10 protein-coding genes, 2 tRNA genes, 4 rRNA genes and 2 pseudogenes are annotated in these 16659 nt (G+C 58.1%); 11 read left to right on the top strand and 7 right to left on the bottom strand.

Going from position 1 to position 16659, the window contains the following annotated elements:
• Position 1 precedes the first annotated feature (1 nt).
• From IB275_RS09980 to IB275_RS09960, 5 genes are all read left to right on the top strand, one after another.
• Positions 2–922, top strand: a complete 921-nt coding sequence (locus IB275_RS09980) for an ABC transporter substrate-binding protein (protein ID WP_192295337.1) — start codon at positions 2–4, stop codon at positions 920–922.
• Positions 919–2835: an ATP-binding protein gene (locus tag IB275_RS09975; protein ID WP_192295336.1), complete on the top strand. Its 1917-nt coding sequence runs from the start codon at positions 919–921 to the stop codon at positions 2833–2835. Before IB275_RS09980 ends, IB275_RS09975 begins: the two co-directional genes overlap by 4 nt.
• Positions 2836–3066: 231 nt before the next feature.
• Complete coding sequence (gene fabA / locus IB275_RS09970; RefSeq protein ID WP_017517389.1) at positions 3067–3582, top strand: 3-hydroxyacyl-[acyl-carrier-protein] dehydratase FabA; 516 nt, start codon at positions 3067–3069, stop codon at positions 3580–3582.
• 10 nt (positions 3583–3592) lie between these two features.
• The gene (fabB, locus tag IB275_RS09965) at positions 3593–4810 is read left to right on the top strand and encodes a beta-ketoacyl-ACP synthase I (protein WP_045208787.1); all 1218 of its coding nucleotides are present in this window, start codon (positions 3593–3595) and stop codon (positions 4808–4810) included.
• A gap of 117 nt (positions 4811–4927) precedes the next feature.
• The gene (locus tag IB275_RS09960) at positions 4928–5386 is read left to right on the top strand and encodes a GNAT family N-acetyltransferase (protein WP_192295335.1); all 459 of its coding nucleotides are present in this window, start codon (positions 4928–4930) and stop codon (positions 5384–5386) included.
• 209 nt (positions 5387–5595) lie between these two features.
• On the opposite strand, the gene rrf (IB275_RS09955) is transcribed toward IB275_RS09960, so the two are convergent.
• The 6 genes from rrf (IB275_RS09955) to IB275_RS09930 form a co-directional block, all read right to left on the bottom strand.
• Positions 5596–5711, bottom strand: a 5S ribosomal RNA gene (gene rrf, locus IB275_RS09955).
• Between the two features lie 105 nt (positions 5712–5816).
• A 5S ribosomal RNA gene (rrf, locus tag IB275_RS09950) occupies positions 5817–5932 on the bottom strand.
• A gap of 134 nt (positions 5933–6066) precedes the next feature.
• A 23S ribosomal RNA gene (locus tag IB275_RS09945) occupies positions 6067–8958 on the bottom strand.
• Positions 8959–9187: 229 nt separating this feature from the next.
• Positions 9188–9263, bottom strand: a tRNA-Ala gene (locus tag IB275_RS09940).
• A gap of 28 nt (positions 9264–9291) precedes the next feature.
• A tRNA-Ile gene (locus IB275_RS09935) sits at positions 9292–9368 on the bottom strand.
• 64 nt (positions 9369–9432) lie between these two features.
• Positions 9433–10969, bottom strand: a 16S ribosomal RNA gene (locus IB275_RS09930).
• Together the 16S, 23S and 5S rRNA genes with 2 tRNA genes alongside form the textbook arrangement of a ribosomal RNA operon.
• A gap of 993 nt (positions 10970–11962) precedes the next feature.
• Here IB275_RS09930 and IB275_RS09925 point away from each other — a divergent pair.
• Positions 11963–12400, top strand: coding sequence for a BRO-N domain-containing protein (locus IB275_RS09925; protein ID WP_192288856.1), 438 nt, complete (start codon positions 11963–11965; stop codon positions 12398–12400).
• 283 nt (positions 12401–12683) lie between these two features.
• Here IB275_RS09925 and IB275_RS09920 read toward each other — a convergent pair whose 3' ends face one another.
• Complete coding sequence (locus IB275_RS09920) at positions 12684–13283, bottom strand: hypothetical protein (protein WP_192288858.1); 600 nt, start codon at positions 13281–13283, stop codon at positions 12684–12686.
• Between IB275_RS09920 and IB275_RS09915 the strand changes: the two genes are divergently transcribed.
• The 5 genes and pseudogenes from IB275_RS09915 to IB275_RS09895 all read left to right on the top strand — a co-directional run.
• Positions 13282–13467, top strand: a complete 186-nt coding sequence (locus tag IB275_RS09915; RefSeq protein WP_192288860.1) for a hypothetical protein — start codon at positions 13282–13284, stop codon at positions 13465–13467. The genes IB275_RS09920 and IB275_RS09915 overlap by 2 nt on opposite strands.
• Positions 13464–14219, top strand: coding sequence for a phosphoadenosine phosphosulfate reductase domain-containing protein (locus tag IB275_RS09910; RefSeq protein WP_318652544.1), 756 nt, complete (start codon positions 13464–13466; stop codon positions 14217–14219). The genes IB275_RS09915 and IB275_RS09910 overlap by 4 nt, the downstream gene beginning before the upstream one ends.
• 231 nt (positions 14220–14450) lie before the next feature.
• Positions 14451–14702, top strand: coding sequence for a hypothetical protein (locus IB275_RS09905; RefSeq protein ID WP_192319276.1), 252 nt, complete (start codon positions 14451–14453; stop codon positions 14700–14702).
• A pseudogene (locus tag IB275_RS09900) lies at positions 14599–15051 on the top strand (transglycosylase SLT domain-containing protein); the annotation flags it as partial. The gene IB275_RS09905 and the pseudogene IB275_RS09900, both read left to right, overlap by 104 nt.
• A 235-nt stretch (positions 15052–15286) precedes the next feature.
• Positions 15287–16417: pseudogene (locus IB275_RS09895) on the top strand (replication initiation protein); the annotation flags it as partial.
• Between the last annotated feature and the right edge of the window lie 242 nt (positions 16418–16659).

Below are 16659 nucleotides of genomic sequence, written 5' to 3'. Positions count from 1 at the left end.
CATGTCTGCCCGCCGCTCATGGACGAGCCCCGGCCCCCTACTCAGCGCCCTGCTCCTCGGGCTGGCCTGCCTGTTCGTACTGCCGGCCCAGGCCCGTGACATCCTGCTGGTCAGCACCGAACAGAGCCAGGCCCTGCAGGACTTCGCCGAGGCCCTGGCGCAACGCCGCCCGCACGACCAGGTGCGCCTGGAATCCCCGGAGAACCTGCCGCCCGCCACCAGTCTCGATGGCGAAACCCGCCTGCTGCTGCTCGGCAGCGGCGCGCTGAACTGGCGCCTGGCCAGTGACGATGCACCGCCGGCGCTGACCCTGCTGGTCAGCCGTGTCGAGGCCCGGCAAGTGCTGGGCGAGCGCGAGCCGCCACACCTGAGCCTGCTATGGAGCGACCCGCCACCGGCACGCCAGCTGCAACTGGCGCTGCAACTCAGCCCACGTCCGCAACGCATTGGCGTGCTGATCGGCCCCAGCAGCGAGTTCCTCCTGGAAGAGCTTCAGCGCAGCGCGGATCAACTCGGCGTCGAACTGGTCAGCGAGCTGCAAACCCGCACCGAAGACAGCCGCCCGCTGCGAGAACTGCTCGGTCGCAGTGACCTGTTGCTCGGGTTGGACGACAAACAGCTTTATAACGCACAGACCATCAAGGGCATCCTCCTCAGCGCCTACGCCGAGAACCGGGCGCTGATCGGCCCCACCGCTGCCTTCGTCAAGGCCGGCAGCCTGGCCAGCACCTACAGCGACCAGAGCGACTGGCTGGAGACCCTCGACACCCTGCTCGACGAGCCGGCGGAGCAATGGCCCCGCAGCCTCTACCCCGAACGCTTCAAGGTGCAGAGCAACCGCCAGGTGGCGCGCTCGCTCGGCATCGACCTGCAAGGCGACGCGGAACTTGCGCGGCGCCTTGCCGAAGGAGAGAAACCATGAGCTCCCGCAAGAGCTGGAACATCCAGACGCGCATGCTGGCCATCAGCCTCGGCCCGGCGCTGCTGCTCACCGTCCTGCTGACCGCCTACTTCACGTATTCGCGTCTGCAGGACCTGCGCCTGGAGTCCAACCACACCGGCCAACTGATCGCCAACCAACTTGCCCCGGCGGCGGAATACGGAGTGATCTCCGGCAACCTGCCGGTGCTGCAGAGCCTGCTGCGGGCGACCTTGAGCACCGCCCACGTGCGCTTCATCGAAGTGCGCGATCGCGGCGATAACATCCTCGTCTATGTCGAGCACGCCGCCGATCCCGCGCAGGCGAGCACCAAGGTGGAAATCTTCCACGCCTCGATCCAGCGCGAGAACATCGCCCTCGACGGCAGCGACCTGGCCAGCTCCAACGACATGCTGCCGACCGCCGCACCGCCCAGCGGGGATTACCTCGGCCGCGTGGTAGTCGGGATGGCCAGCGACGCCTTCAGCGAACGGCAACAGGAGATCCTCCTCAAGGCCAGCCTGCTTGCGCTGTTCGCGCTGATCCTCACCTACCTGCTGGCGCGTCGCCTCGCCCGCCGCCTGGCCGCACCGATCCGCACCATGGGCCGCGCGGTGCAGGCGATCCAGACCGGCGACTACCACACCACCCTGCCGGTGCCGGATGACGGCGAAGTCGGCGACCTCGCCCGGCACATCAACAACCTGGCCCGTGGCCTGCAGCAAGCCAGCCTGGAACAGGAACGCAGCATCGCCCAACTGGTGGCGGCGCGGGAGGAGGCCGAAGAGGCCAACCGCGCCAAGTCCGATTTCCTTGCGATGATGAGCCACGAGCTGCGCACCCCGATGAACGGCGTGCTGGGCATGCTGCAGCTGCTGGAAACCACCGAGCTGAACCAGGAGCAGGCCGAGTACAGCGCGCTGGCCACCGAATCCACCGAGCACCTGCTCAAGGTGATCAACGACATCCTCGACTTCTCCCGCGTCGAGCGCGGCGCACTGGAACTGGAGCGCATCCCGTTCAACCTGCTGGAGCTGATCCAGAGCTCGATCCAGGTCTTCCAGCACAGCGCCCAGCAACGCGGCCTGGAACTGGCAATGAACGTGCAGGACGGCCTCGACAACCTCGAGGTGCAGGGCGACCCGACGCGCATCCGGCAGATCCTGGTCAACCTGCTGGGCAACGCCCTGAAGTTCACCGAGGAAGGCGGCGTGCGCCTGGAAGCCACCTGGCAGGCGCTGGACGACGAAGTGCTGTGGCTCAGCTGCTCGGTGCAGGACAGCGGCATCGGCATCTCCCGCGAGCGCCTGGAGCACATGTTCGAGGCCTTCCAGCAGGCCGACTCGTCGACCTCGCGGCGCTACGGCGGCACGGGGCTGGGGCTGTCAATTGCACGCACCCTGGCCGAACGGATGGGCGGCACCCTGGGTGCGGTCAGCGAAGAAGGGGGCGGCTCGACCTTCACTCTGGAGATTCCCCTGCCCTTCCGGGAGCGTCAGAGTGCCGCAGACGACGGGACGAACGGCGGCGACGCGCTTGCCACTGGTCAGTCCGTGCTGCTGGTGGAGGACAACCCGGTGAATCAAACGGTCATAGAAGCTATGTTGCGCAGCCTGGGTTATCGCGTCACGCTGGTGGGTGACGGCGCCCAGGCAGTGCGTACCTCGGAGCGCAGCGAGTTCGCGGCGATCCTGATGGATTGCCGCCTGCCGGTGCTCAACGGCTACGAAGCCACCCGGCAGATTCGTGCGAAACCGGGTGGCGAACAGGTACCGATCATCGCCCTCACCGCCAACGCGCTGCAGGGCGACCGCGAGGCTTGCCTTGAAGCAGGTATGAACGACTACCTCGCCAAGCCGTTCAAACGCGCGGAGCTGCAGCGGATTCTGCAGCGCTGGGTTGCTCCAGGTCGTTGATCGACGGAGCGCTTGCCCGCAAACTGCGGACCGGCCCGGGGCCTGCGTCCCGACGGGGAAACCTGGCATCGGCGAAAAGTGAACAAGCGTTCGCCGATTGCTGTGACTTTCACTTAAAGGCAATAGTCTATGACTAGGCTGCCGCATGACACCGTGACAAGAACAACGGAACGCGGCGCCGCAGGCACAAGCCAAACAACGCCTGCTATCCAGGATTTTTGAGGAGCTCGCATGACCAAACAAAACGCCTTCACCCGAGAAGACCTGCTGCGCTGCAGCCGCGGCGAGCTCTTCGGCCCGGGTAATGCGCAACTGCCCGCCCCGAACATGCTGATGATCGACCGCATCACCCACATCAGTGATGTCGGCGGCAAGTATGGCAAGGGCGAACTGGTCGCCGAGCTGGATATCAACCCGGACCTGTGGTTCTTCGCCTGCCACTTCGAGGGCGACCCTGTCATGCCGGGCTGCCTCGGCCTCGATGCCATGTGGCAGCTGGTAGGCTTCCACCTCGGCTGGCAGGGCAACCCCGGCCGCGGCCGCGCCCTGGGTTCGGGCGAAGTGAAGTTCTTCGGCCAGGTCCTGCCGACCGCCAAGAAAGTCACCTACAACATTCACATCAAGCGTACGATCAATCGTTCGCTGATCCTGGCCATCGCCGACGGCACCGTCAGCGTCGATGGCCGCGAAATCTACAGCGCCGAAGGCCTCCGCGTCGGCCTGTTCACTTCCACTGACAGCTTCTAAGGGTATCCGCATGCGTCGCGTCGTGATCACCGGTCTGGGCATCGTTTCCTGCCTGGGCAATGACAAAGACACCGTCTCCGCCAACCTGCGTGCAGGCCGTGCTGGCATCCGCCACAACCCCAGCTACGCCGAGATGGGCCTGCGCAGCCACGTTTCCGGTTCGGTCAACCTGAACCTGGAAGAGCTGATTGACCGCAAGGTCTTCCGCTTCATGGGCGACGCCGCCGCTTATGCCTACCTCGCAATGGAACAGGCGATCAAGGACTCCGGCCTCACCCCCGAGCAGATCTCCAACCCGCGCACCGGCCTGATCGCCGGCTCCGGCGGTGCTTCCACCCTGAACCAGATGGAAGCCATCGACACCCTGCGCGAGAAGGGCGTCAAGCGCATCGGCCCATACCGCGTCACCCGCACCATGGGCAGCACCGTTTCCGCGTGCCTGGCCACGCCCTTCCAGATCAAGGGCGTGAACTACTCCATTTCCTCGGCCTGCGCCACCAGCGCGCATTGCATCGGCCAGGCCATGGAGCAAATCCAGTTGGGCAAGCAGGACGTCGTCTTCGCTGGCGGCGGCGAGGAAGAACACTGGAGCCAGAGCTGCCTGTTCGACGCCATGGGCGCCCTCTCCACCCAGTACAACGACACCCCGGAAAAGGCCTCCCGCGCCTACGACGCCAAGCGTGACGGTTTCGTCATCGCCGGCGGCGGCGGCATGGTCGTGGTCGAAGAGCTGGAACACGCCCTCAAGCGTGGCGCCAAGATCTACGCCGAAATCGTTGGCTACGGTGCGACTTCCGATGGCTACGACATGGTTGCCCCGAGCGGCGAAGGCGCCATCCGCTGCATGCAGCAGGCCCTGTCGACCGTGGATACCCCGATCGACTACCTGAACACCCACGGCACCTCCACCCCGGTCGGCGACGTCGCTGAAATCCGCGGCGTGCGTGCAGTGTTCGGCGACAAGGCCCCGGCCATCAGCTCCACCAAGAGCCTGTCCGGCCACTCCCTGGGCGCCGCTGGCGTTCACGAAGCGATCTACTGCCTGCTGATGATGGAAGGCAACTTCATCGCCGGTTCGGCAAACATCGACGAGCTGGACCCGGAAGTCGCTGACCTGCCGATCCTGCGCGAGACCCGCGAAAACGCGAAGATCGACACCGTCATGAGCAACAGCTTCGGCTTCGGCGGCACCAACGCCACCCTGGTCCTGAAACGCCACAACGGCTGATCGTGACCCAGACAAGAAAGGCGCCCCAGGGCGCCTTTTTTGTTGCCTGCGATTCCGCCCTACCCTCGCGCTGCCTATGCCGTCAGGATGAGCAGGCGGATAAAAGGGAGCGCAGAGATGGAATTGACGATCAGACAAGCCCGCAGCGACGACGCCACGGCCATCAGCCAGGTGATCGTCGCGGCCGTCAGGGAAAGCAACGGCCAGGACTATCCAGCGAGTGTCATCGAATTGGTGGTGGCGAACTTCACGCCTGGGCGGGTGATTGAGCTGCTGGAGCAACGTCTGGTCTTCGTTGCCTTGCTGGGGAGCGAGATCGTCGGGACAGGCGCCCTGGATGGCAATACCGTGCGCAGCCTCTTCATAGCACCTCAGCAGCAGCGCAAGGGCATCGGCCAGGCGCTGATGCGGCGAGTCGAGAAAACTGCCCTGCAGCGCGGGATAGAAGTCCTGCTGGTCCCCTCGTCCCTCACCGCCGAAAGCTTCTACGCCCGCCTCGGCTATCGCCTGCTGCGCGAACAACTCCACGGCGAAGAGCGCACCCTCATCATGAACAAGCCCCTCACTCCCCTGTAGGAGCGGGCCATGCCCGCGAACCGCATCCCTCACGGACCTCCGGCAAACACCGGTCGTAGGGCGCATAACGCCTCAAGCGTTATCCGCCATCGCAACGAATAACCCGTCTCGGGTTACTCGCCCTGTATAGGGCTCCCGCATTGGCTTTTTCCGCCCCAAAAACAAAACCCCCGACCAGCTCTCGCTGATCAGGGGCTTTGGAATTGGAAGCTTGACGATGACCTACTCTCACATGGAGAAACTCCACACTACCATCGGCGATGCATCGTTTCACTACTGAGTTCGGGATGGGATCAGGTGGTTCCAATGCTCTATGGTCGTCAAGCAATTCGGCTGGATGCTCGCCTTGGCGCTCATCCGAATTCGGGTTGCTTACACTAATAAGCAAAACCCCCGGCCAGCGATGCTGACCAGGGGCTTTGGGATAGGAGCTTGACGATGACCTACTCTCACATGGAGAAACTCCACACTACCATCGGCGATGCGTCGTTTCACTACTGAGTTCGGGATGGGATCAGGTGGTTCCAACGCTCTATAGTCGTCAAGCAATTCTTTATGGACGCTCGTGGCAAGTGCACACGTTCATCCAGATTCGGGTATGTGACAGGTATTTGCGGTTCACACGAACTTTCGGTTCGTTACGTCTTCACCGTACAACACGCAAATTGTTTGGGTGTTATATGGTCAAGCCTCACGGGCAATTAGTATCGGTTAGCTCAACGCCTCACAGCGCTTACACACCCGACCTATCAACGTCGTAGTCTTCGACGGCCCTTCAGGGGAATCAAGTTCCCAGTGAGATCTCATCTTGAGGCTAGTTTCCCGCTTAGATGCTTTCAGCGGTTATCTATTCCGAACATAGCTACCCGGCAATGCCACTGGCGTGACAACCGGAACACCAGAGGTTCGTCCACTCCGGTCCTCTCGTACTAGGAGCAGCCCCTCTCAAATCTCAAACGTCCACGGCAGATAGGGACCGAACTGTCTCACGACGTTCTAAACCCAGCTCGCGTACCACTTTAAATGGCGAACAGCCATACCCTTGGGACCGGCTTCAGCCCCAGGATGTGATGAGCCGACATCGAGGTGCCAAACACCGCCGTCGATATGAACTCTTGGGCGGTATCAGCCTGTTATCCCCGGAGTACCTTTTATCCGTTGAGCGATGGCCCTTCCATACAGAACCACCGGATCACTAAGACCTACTTTCGTACCTGCTCGACGTGTCTGTCTCGCAGTCAAGCGCGCTTTTGCCTTTATACTCTACGACCGATTTCCGACCGGTCTGAGCGCACCTTCGTACTCCTCCGTTACTCTTTAGGAGGAGACCGCCCCAGTCAAACTGCCCACCATACACTGTCCTCGATCCGGATAACGGACCAGAGTTAGAACCTCAAGCATGCCAGGGTGGTATTTCAAGGATGGCTCCACGCAGACTGGCGTCCACGCTTCAAAGCCTCCCACCTATCCTACACAAGCAGGCTCAAAGTCCAGTGCAAAGCTACAGTAAAGGTTCACGGGGTCTTTCCGTCTAGCCGCGGATACACTGCATCTTCACAGCGATTTCAATTTCACTGAGTCTCGGGTGGAGACAGCGCCGCCATCGTTACGCCATTCGTGCAGGTCGGAACTTACCCGACAAGGAATTTCGCTACCTTAGGACCGTTATAGTTACGGCCGCCGTTTACCGGGGCTTCGATCAAGAGCTTCGCTTTCGCTAACCCCATCAATTAACCTTCCGGCACCGGGCAGGCGTCACACCCTATACGTCCACTTTCGTGTTTGCAGAGTGCTGTGTTTTTAATAAACAGTCGCAGCGGCCTGGTATCTTCGACCGGCATGGGCTTACGGAGTAAATCCTTAACCCTCGCCGGCGCACCTTCTCCCGAAGTTACGGTGCCATTTTGCCTAGTTCCTTCACCCGAGTTCTCTCAAGCGCCTTGGTATTCTCTACCCAACCACCTGTGTCGGTTTGGGGTACGGTTCCTAGTTACCTGAAGCTTAGAAGCTTTTCCTGGAAGCATGGCATCAACCACTTCATCATCTAAAAGATGACTCGTCATCAGCTCTCGGCATTAAGACCCCGGATTTACCTAAGATCTCTGCCTACCACCTTAAACTTGGACAACCAACGCCAAGCTGGCCTAGCCTTCTCCGTCCCTCCATCGCAGTAACTAGAAGTACAGGAATATTAACCTGTTTCCCATCGACTACGCTCTTCAGCCTCGCCTTAGGGACCGACTAACCCTGCGTCGATTAACGTTGCGCAGGAACCCTTGGTCTTTCGGCGTGGGAGTTTTTCACTCCCATTGTCGTTACTCATGTCAGCATTCGCACTTCTGATACCTCCAGCAAGCTTCTCAACTCACCTTCACAGGCTTACAGAACGCTCCTCTACCGCGCATCTTGCGATGCACCCGTAGCTTCGGTGTATGGTTTGAGCCCCGTTACATCTTCCGCGCAGGCCGACTCGACTAGTGAGCTATTACGCTTTCTTTAAAGGGTGGCTGCTTCTAAGCCAACCTCCTAGCTGTCTAAGCCTTCCCACATCGTTTACCACTTAACCATAACTTTGGGACCTTAGCTGACGGTCTGGGTTGTTTCCCTTTTCACGACGGACGTTAGCACCCGCCGTGTGTCTCCCACGCTGACACTTCCAGGTATTCGGAGTTTGCATCGGTTTGGTAAGTCGGGATGACCCCCTAGCCGAAACAGTGCTCTACCCCCTGGAGTGATACGTGAGGCGCTACCTAAATAGCTTTCGAGGAGAACCAGCTATCTCCGAGCTTGATTAGCCTTTCACTCCGATCCACAAGTCATCCCCTACCTTTTCAACGGGAGTGGGTTCGGTCCTCCAGTCAGTGTTACCTAACCTTCAACCTGCTCATGGATAGATCGCCCGGTTTCGGGTCTATACCCAGCGACTAAAACGCCCTATTAAGACTCGCTTTCGCTACGCCTTCCCTATACGGTTAAGCTCGCCACTGAATATAAGTCGCTGACCCATTATACAAAAGGTACGCAGTCACCTAACAAAGTAGGCTCCCACTGCTTGTACGCATACGGTTTCAGGTTCTATTTCACTCCCCTCTCCGGGGTTCTTTTCGCCTTTCCCTCACGGTACTGGTTCACTATCGGTCAGTCAGTAGTATTTAGCCTTGGAGGATGGTCCCCCCATATTCAGACAAAGTTTCTCGTGCTCCGTCCTACTCGATTTCACTTCAAAGAACCTTTCACATACGGGGCTATCACCCACTATGGCCGCACTTTCCAGAGCGTTCTGTTAGATTCAAAGAAGCTTAAGGGCTAATCCCCGTTCGCTCGCCACTACTAAGGGAATCTCGGTTGATTTCTTTTCCTCAGGGTACTTAGATGTTTCAGTTCCCCTGGTTCGCCTCTTACACCTATGTATTCAGTGCAAGATACCTAACTTATGCTAGGTGGGTTTCCCCATTCAGAGATCTCCGGATCAAAGTCTGTTTGCCGACTCCCCGAAGCTTATCGCAGGCTACCACGTCTTTCATCGCCTCTGACTGCCAAGGCATCCACCGTATGCGCTTCTTCACTTGACCATATAACCCCAAGCAATCTGGTTATTGTCTCGAACGTGAAGACGACATTCGCCGAAAATTCGCGCTTGAACTCGCAAATTTTACCTTGACTTGAATAATCACCAGTGAAAGAGATTATTCAGTCTACTTCTATCACATACCCAAATTTTTAAAGAACAGTTCTGGCACAAAGACCAGACATCAATGTTCGTTCATCCTGAACATTCATGTCTGAGCTTTCGACGATTAATGGTGGAGCCAAGGAGGATCGAACTCCTGACCTCCTGCGTGCAAAGCAGGCGCTCTCCCAGCTGAGCTATGGCCCCATTCGGATCAGCAGCACACCACAACAATTGGTGGGTCTGGGCAGATTCGAACTGCCGACCTCACCCTTATCAGGGGTGCGCTCTAACCAACTGAGCTACAGACCCAATCGTCTAACCAGTGAATCAAGCAATTCGTGTGGGAGCTTATGAAGAAGCTGAGATCTTCGATTAAGGAGGTGATCCAGCCGCAGGTTCCCCTACGGCTACCTTGTTACGACTTCACCCCAGTCATGAATCACTCCGTGGTAACCGTCCCCCTTGCGGTTAGACTAGCTACTTCTGGAGCAACCCACTCCCATGGTGTGACGGGCGGTGTGTACAAGGCCCGGGAACGTATTCACCGTGACATTCTGATTCACGATTACTAGCGATTCCGACTTCACGCAGTCGAGTTGCAGACTGCGATCCGGACTACGATCGGTTTTATGGGATTAGCTCCACCTCGCGGCTTGGCAACCCTCTGTACCGACCATTGTAGCACGTGTGTAGCCCTGGCCGTAAGGGCCATGATGACTTGACGTCATCCCCACCTTCCTCCGGTTTGTCACCGGCAGTCTCCTTAGAGTGCCCACCATAACGTGCTGGTAACTAAGGACAAGGGTTGCGCTCGTTACGGGACTTAACCCAACATCTCACGACACGAGCTGACGACAGCCATGCAGCACCTGTGTTCCGATTCCCGAAGGCACTCTCGCATCTCTGCAAGATTCCGGACATGTCAAGGCCAGGTAAGGTTCTTCGCGTTGCTTCGAATTAAACCACATGCTCCACCGCTTGTGCGGGCCCCCGTCAATTCATTTGAGTTTTAACCTTGCGGCCGTACTCCCCAGGCGGTCGACTTATCGCGTTAGCTGCGCCACTAAGATCTCAAGGATCCCAACGGCTAGTCGACATCGTTTACGGCGTGGACTACCAGGGTATCTAATCCTGTTTGCTCCCCACGCTTTCGCACCTCAGTGTCAGTATCAGTCCAGGTGGTCGCCTTCGCCACTGGTGTTCCTTCCTATATCTACGCATTTCACCGCTACACAGGAAATTCCACCACCCTCTACCGTACTCTAGTCAGGCAGTTATGGATGCAGTTCCCAGGTTGAGCCCGGGGATTTCACATCCATCTTACCAAACCACCTACGCGCGCTTTACGCCCAGTAATTCCGATTAACGCTTGCACCCTTCGTATTACCGCGGCTGCTGGCACGAAGTTAGCCGGTGCTTATTCTGTTGGTAACGTCAAAACAGCAAGGTATTAACTTACTGCCCTTCCTCCCAACTTAAAGTGCTTTACAATCCGAAGACCTTCTTCACACACGCGGCATGGCTGGATCAGGCTTTCGCCCATTGTCCAATATTCCCCACTGCTGCCTCCCGTAGGAGTCTGGACCGTGTCTCAGTTCCAGTGTGACTGATCATCCTCTCAGACCAGTTACGGATCGTCGCCTTGGTAGGCCTTTACCCCACCAACTAGCTAATCCGACCTAGGCTCATCTGATAGCGCAAGGCCCGAAGGTCCCCTGCTTTCTCCCGTAGGACGTATGCGGTATTAGCGTTCCTTTCGAAACGTTGTCCCCCACTACCAGGCAGATTCCTAGGCATTACTCACCCGTCCGCCGCTGAATCCGGGAGCAAGCCCCCATCATCCGCTCGACTTGCATGTGTTAGGCCTGCCGCCAGCGTTCAATCTGAGCCATGATCAAACTCTTCAGTTCAATACTGCTTGGGTTTTGAGAAAACCCTAAACTTGGCTCAGCAATCGCATGCTCTATTTAAAGAGCTAAAACTCTCGAATTCACGAGTGTTACTTGCGCTGCTGATAATCAGTCGATCATCAGTCTTACATCACAAGCACCCACACGAATTGCTTGATTCAACTTGTTAAAGAACGTTTGGCTGAGGCTTTCGTCTCAACCGAGGCGCGCATTCTACGCTAACCTCATCTTTCGTCAAGCTTTATTTTTCGAAAATTTCTTTTCTACTCAATCGCTTGTGCTTCAGCGAAGGAAACCCTCTCATCAGCGGGAGGCGCATTCTACAGCGATCAAACTCGCTGTCAACCACCTCGGCAATCTTCTTTTCAGCTCGCTGCCGGAGCAGCTAATGAAGAGCGGCAAGTGAATCACCTGCCTGACCACCACCCTCAACTTCGAATCTCTGTAAGTACTTGATTTTCAAGTTCTTTCAGCGCTTCGTCGCTGGGAGTGGTGCGCATTATAGGGAGTTTAAATCGGCCGTCAACGACTTTTTGCAGAAAGATGACAAAGGGCCTCTCCCCTCCTCCTGCCTATAGAAGCAGCACCTTCCTGCCCCACCACACCGGCGCATCAGCAGCGTCCTGCCGCCTATATAAAGAAGGCACCGCTGAACCTCACCTCCCCACTTCCCGGATCCTTACGCGCTTTGCAGGTTGCCGCCCCGGAAAACCCTCCGCCATCCTCCTCCCGTCACGGTCAATCCCGTGACCTGGCTTGACGACCGGAACAGAGATGGCGCGAAAGCGCTGAAAGCGTATGCGGGAAACGACGATGGTTTCCTGTAGGTCCTTTCATGCCTGTAGTATTTGCCACTGGCTCTATGGCGGATCGCGCGGGAGACCCTCGGGTCTGCCGGTTCCATCTCCCGGTTCGTCAACCCTGCGCGGTCCGCCACCCTTCGCTTGATGACGACGCGTGGCGACTCCTCAACCTCGTAGATGGAGTTCCACCATGCAAAACACCTATCGGCCAGTCGTTTTCCAACGCCACTCCCACCTATTACGCGCCGTCCTGATCAACGCCCACCACCCCTACCGCCCCCCCCAGCGCATGGACCCGGAACAGAAACGTGCCGTCATCCTGGAATACGCCAGCGGCCTGCGCGAAGAAGTCGAAGCCATCAGCGAATCCCGCGCCTATAAAGCCCTCTACCGTTTCTGGCGCCCCGCACACCGCAACATCACCCGCTGGCTCAGCGCCGAAGTCCTCCCCACCCTCCACGACGCCCAACACACCCCGAACACCCATCCGCACCGCGCCTTCATGACCTGGGCCAACCAGCGCATCGGCGTCATCAAATGGCAAGGCGAAATCTGGATAGCGCGACGGGACCTGCCGACTTTCCTGGCAGCGCATGATGATTGGGCAATGAGGGATGCGCCGAACTGACGATCGATCTAGGTAATCCTTGCGGAAAGAGAAATGCAAAAAGGCCGGTTCATTGCTGAACCGGCCTTTTCAAATTTGGTCGGAACGGAGTGATTCGAACACTCTACCCCTTGCACCCCATGCAGCGGCTCACCAAATCACAACCTATTGATTCAAAAAGGATAACTAGGTGATCAGGTGAGTCAAAAGGCTGCGCGATTCGGGGTTTCGCAAAGCGTAGCCATGCGGGTTCTAGGAGTGGTTTTGCGCAGCCAATCGTGTGGGATCTATCAGCTATCAGTCCCTACTGAGTAGCTCCAATGGCCGGCGCGCTTGCCTTGAAGAAATTCAGAGCATCGATGAACCTCTCAGCCTTCACTCGGTTAGTCAGATAGAAGTCGCGGTACTTGTACCCCTCTGTATTACGCACCTGCACGATGTAACGCTGTCGCTTTGTCCAGAGCTGAATTGTGCCGATTGAGTTGAAGTAGATGCGGTCACTCAACTCCTTGGTGATCACCCTAGTGCTGCCGGCACCTATAGCGGTAGTTGGGGTGATTGCGACGGCAGATCCAAAGCTGTCGGCATCAGATCGGACGCCATTGCCGTAGCCAATGAAGTCATCCGTCACGATTACCTGCTGCGGCCGGACCGACTGAGGCTGCTCCATAGATACCTGCTCGATCACAGCTACCGCCGTACGCTTGTCGATGGGCTGAGCCTGGTATTGAACCGGGGTTGAGTGACAGCCGATTAGAAGAAGGCTGAGCACCGCAAGAATCATCCAACGCATTTTTCCCTCCTGTAAGCGGCTGGGCGCGCCGAGCGCACCGCCAATTCTAACCATCACCTTGCCAGCACGCTGCACTCGCAGCGCGGCGGCGTTCGACCTGGAGAAAGCCATGACAATCCCCGCTCTAACCTGCTCCGACCTGACAGCAGAAGCCTATGCCGGCGCTCTCTTGCAGTTGCCTCGTCGAATCATGGGAGGGAGCGCCAGCCTTGGGGCTGAGCTGGACAACCAGAAAGGCGTGCGCCTCATCGAGGAGAAGACCAAGCCGCCGACGATATTGGGAGGCTCATTGTGATTCGCTGCCTAGTCCCCCTCAGCGGTGGGAAGGACTCTCAAGCCACACTGAAACTTGCCCTGGAGCGGTTCCATCGAAACGAAATCCTTGGGCTGTTCTGCGATACGCAATTTGAACACCCTAAAACCTACGCCCACGTTGCTTGGATGGCGCAGTTCTACAGAGTGAAGATCGAGACAATCTGCGCTGGCGACGTGCTGGAGAAGTCCAGAAAGCACAAGCGGTTCCCCGGAGGCGGCGCGCGCCACTGCACAGAGGAGCTAAAGATCGTTCCTACCAAGAAGTTCTGCAAAGCCCTGGCGGAGCAGCAAGGCGCTGGTTTCGAGGTTTACTACGGGATGCGCATTCAGGAGAGCGCTGACAGAGCCAAGCGATATCGTTTCAAGGTAAGTGAAGAGCTTTACGCCCCCCACGAGGTCATGCCCTCAAAGTACCCGAAGTATCTGGCAAAGCTTGGAGTGATGTTCAGGATGGCTGTGCTGGAGTGGAGCACGCAGGAGGTGGTCGAGTACGTCGGGTGGGACAATCTAAACCCGCTGTACCACGATGATTTCGATCGAGTCGGTTGCTTTCCCTGTCTTGCTGCCGGGGACAAGCACAAAGAAAAAGCATTCAACTACGACGATTTTGGCCAACTCCAGCTAATCCGAGTTCGCCAAGTCGCCGATGAGATAGCCAAGACAATATTTACCAGCAAAGGCGGTAGAGAGAGAAACGGAGAGGCACCGCCATGTGCTGTATGCGCCATCTGACACAGGTCTCCGCAGAGATTCCTTAAGAATGCCCCTGCAAGACCGCAAATGGATCTTCTGTAAGAACTCGGCCAGCTAGGCCGCCGCCATCCTTGCCCAATGCAGGCAACCTCGCTGACCGAACCCCGGCCTGCAGGATAACGCAGCCCTGCCAAGGGCAATTCACTCAACTACTCGATGCCGGTACTCACTGGCGGCGCCGCCGTGCGCCCGAAAAAGGAGGTTCCTCTAATGGAACGACGTAAGACGTCAACACCTACTCAGCTCCACGTCGGCGCCGCTCGTGCCGCCGAGGTCGCGACCAGAGCTACATCGGTGGCCTATCACACCAAACGGCAGTGCAAGCCAACTGACTTCATCAGGGCTCTGATCGATCGCTATGCCGCTCGCCTGGAGACTGAGATGGTCATTGAAGCGACGAACCCTTCGCAGTCTGACCAGACCGCCCAGGCTCCACAGCCAGAGCATCAACCCGAGGACTGACATGGCACTTGCTACCAGCGCCTTTTTGGCTCTGGCCGCGCAATGCGCCCCTGCTGTCGCCCCCCTCACTCTCCATCGTCTCGCTTCGCATGAATCTGCCTTGAACCCCTACGCCATTGCGGTCGTGGGTCAGGTTCTGCCGCGCCAGCCGCAGAGCTTGGATGAGGCATTGGTGATCGCAAAGCGGCTTGCGAAGGAGGGAGTGAGCTTCAGCGTGGGACTCGGCCAAATCAACAGCCAGCACTTCAAGGCCAAAGACCCTAACGAGCTGCAACGACTCTTCGAGCCGTGCAAGAACCTACAGCTCACTGAGTACTACCTGCAGGACTGCTATTCGCGTGCGCTGGACGTTGATCCAGATCCTCAAGGAGCCCTACGCAAAGCTCTGTCCTGCTACTACAGCGGAAATTTCACCCGCGGCCTCAGGCCGGAAGCCGAATTTGGCAACACGAGTTATGTCGAGCGAGTGCTAGCCCAGTCCGACGGACCTGTCGTTCCCGCTCCAGCAAGCGCCTCTGTCCCGCTTCGGGCATCAACGCCACCTCCCTCACAACCACAACCGACCTACGAGCGCTGGGACGTATTGCGCCAGTTCCCGCGCTTCCACTCGGCTTCGCAGCCGACGGCGCAGACCCTACCCAATGGTGTCCTGGCTCATCTTCGACCTGGACCACGCGAATGCTTTGATCTGGGAAGAGGCAGGTCTGCCTCCTCCCAACCTGGTCGTGCGCAATCGCAAGAACGGACACTCGCACGTCTATTACGCGATCGTTCCCGTGTGCACCACTGAGAACGGGCGCTCTGCGCCCATCAGCTACATGAAGGCCGTTTACGAAGCATTTGCTCTACAGCTAAAAGCTGACATCGAGTATGGCGGTGGTCCGGTAGCCAAAACGCCTGGCCATCCTTGGTGGGACACGAGCGAGTACCACGACCACGTTTACGACCTGGGGGAGCTGGCGGAGACGGTTGAATTGCCTCAGGCGAAGCCTTGGAGCAGGGGCCCACGGCTTGATGATGCGGCACATTCGCGCCACTGCATTTTGTTTGAGCGGTTGCGCTACTACGCGTACTCGATCGTGAACGAGGAACGCGCTGCCGGCACGTTCCAGCACTTCGTTCGTCGCCTTGAGGCCTTCGCCTTCAACAACAACGATTTCAAAGCGTATGGCTTTGCCGAGAGCCTGCCGCTCTCGTCTCTGAGGGCAACCGTTAAATCCATCTCACGCTGGACCTGGGACCGTTATAGGGGCAGTGCTCGCTGCCATCGAGGAGCGATGGTTCTGCCGGCAGAAATGCCGCTCCACGAGAAGCAGCGCCTCGCCGCGCTTCGTACCCATGGCATACGCCAGAAATCCACCGAGTCCAAGGTACGCGCCGCTTGCCGACGTATGGTTGCAGCAGGCGAACAACTGCGCGCAACCGCTCTTGCCCGCATGGCAGGTATCACCAGGCAAACCATTGCTGCCTACAAACATGTCATGCATGAGGTGCTGGGTGCCGCGGTAGCAAGCTCAGCCAGCGCCGCGAAACTGGATGTCAAATATGGTGTACATCAGATACCTGCGGCGCTTAGCGTCTGTATCGCTGCTATGAAGCGCACAGGGCAGACCATCTCAACAAACATCAAACTTTGCGTGGCCCGATCGCAAAGTCAGTCTCATGCTCCAAAGAATGAAGCGTCGCCAACCAAGATGCCGGACAGACTGCGCTAGTCCACCATCTTCGCTGGCCCAATCAATGACGGCTATGCAAGTCGGACCGTTTGATGTCAGCTACCTGCGCGGCGCTAAACTCGCAGTAACTCTTGACAACCTCTCCACCAGATCCACGATATCTAAGTACCGCCTGATGATTAAAGACCCGCCCGATTCAAGCGGGTTCTCTGCTGCGCTCCTTGGTGTTTCGGCTCGCAGTCAGCATTTTCTGGCCACGAAAGGCTGCTATTGAGCTCATT

It is taken from the genome of Pseudomonas sp. PDM21 (assembly GCF_014852505.2).
In the GTDB taxonomy this organism is placed as follows: Bacteria; Pseudomonadota; Gammaproteobacteria; order Pseudomonadales; family Pseudomonadaceae; genus Pseudomonas.
This window is presented reverse-complemented; position numbering and strand designations above follow the sequence as displayed.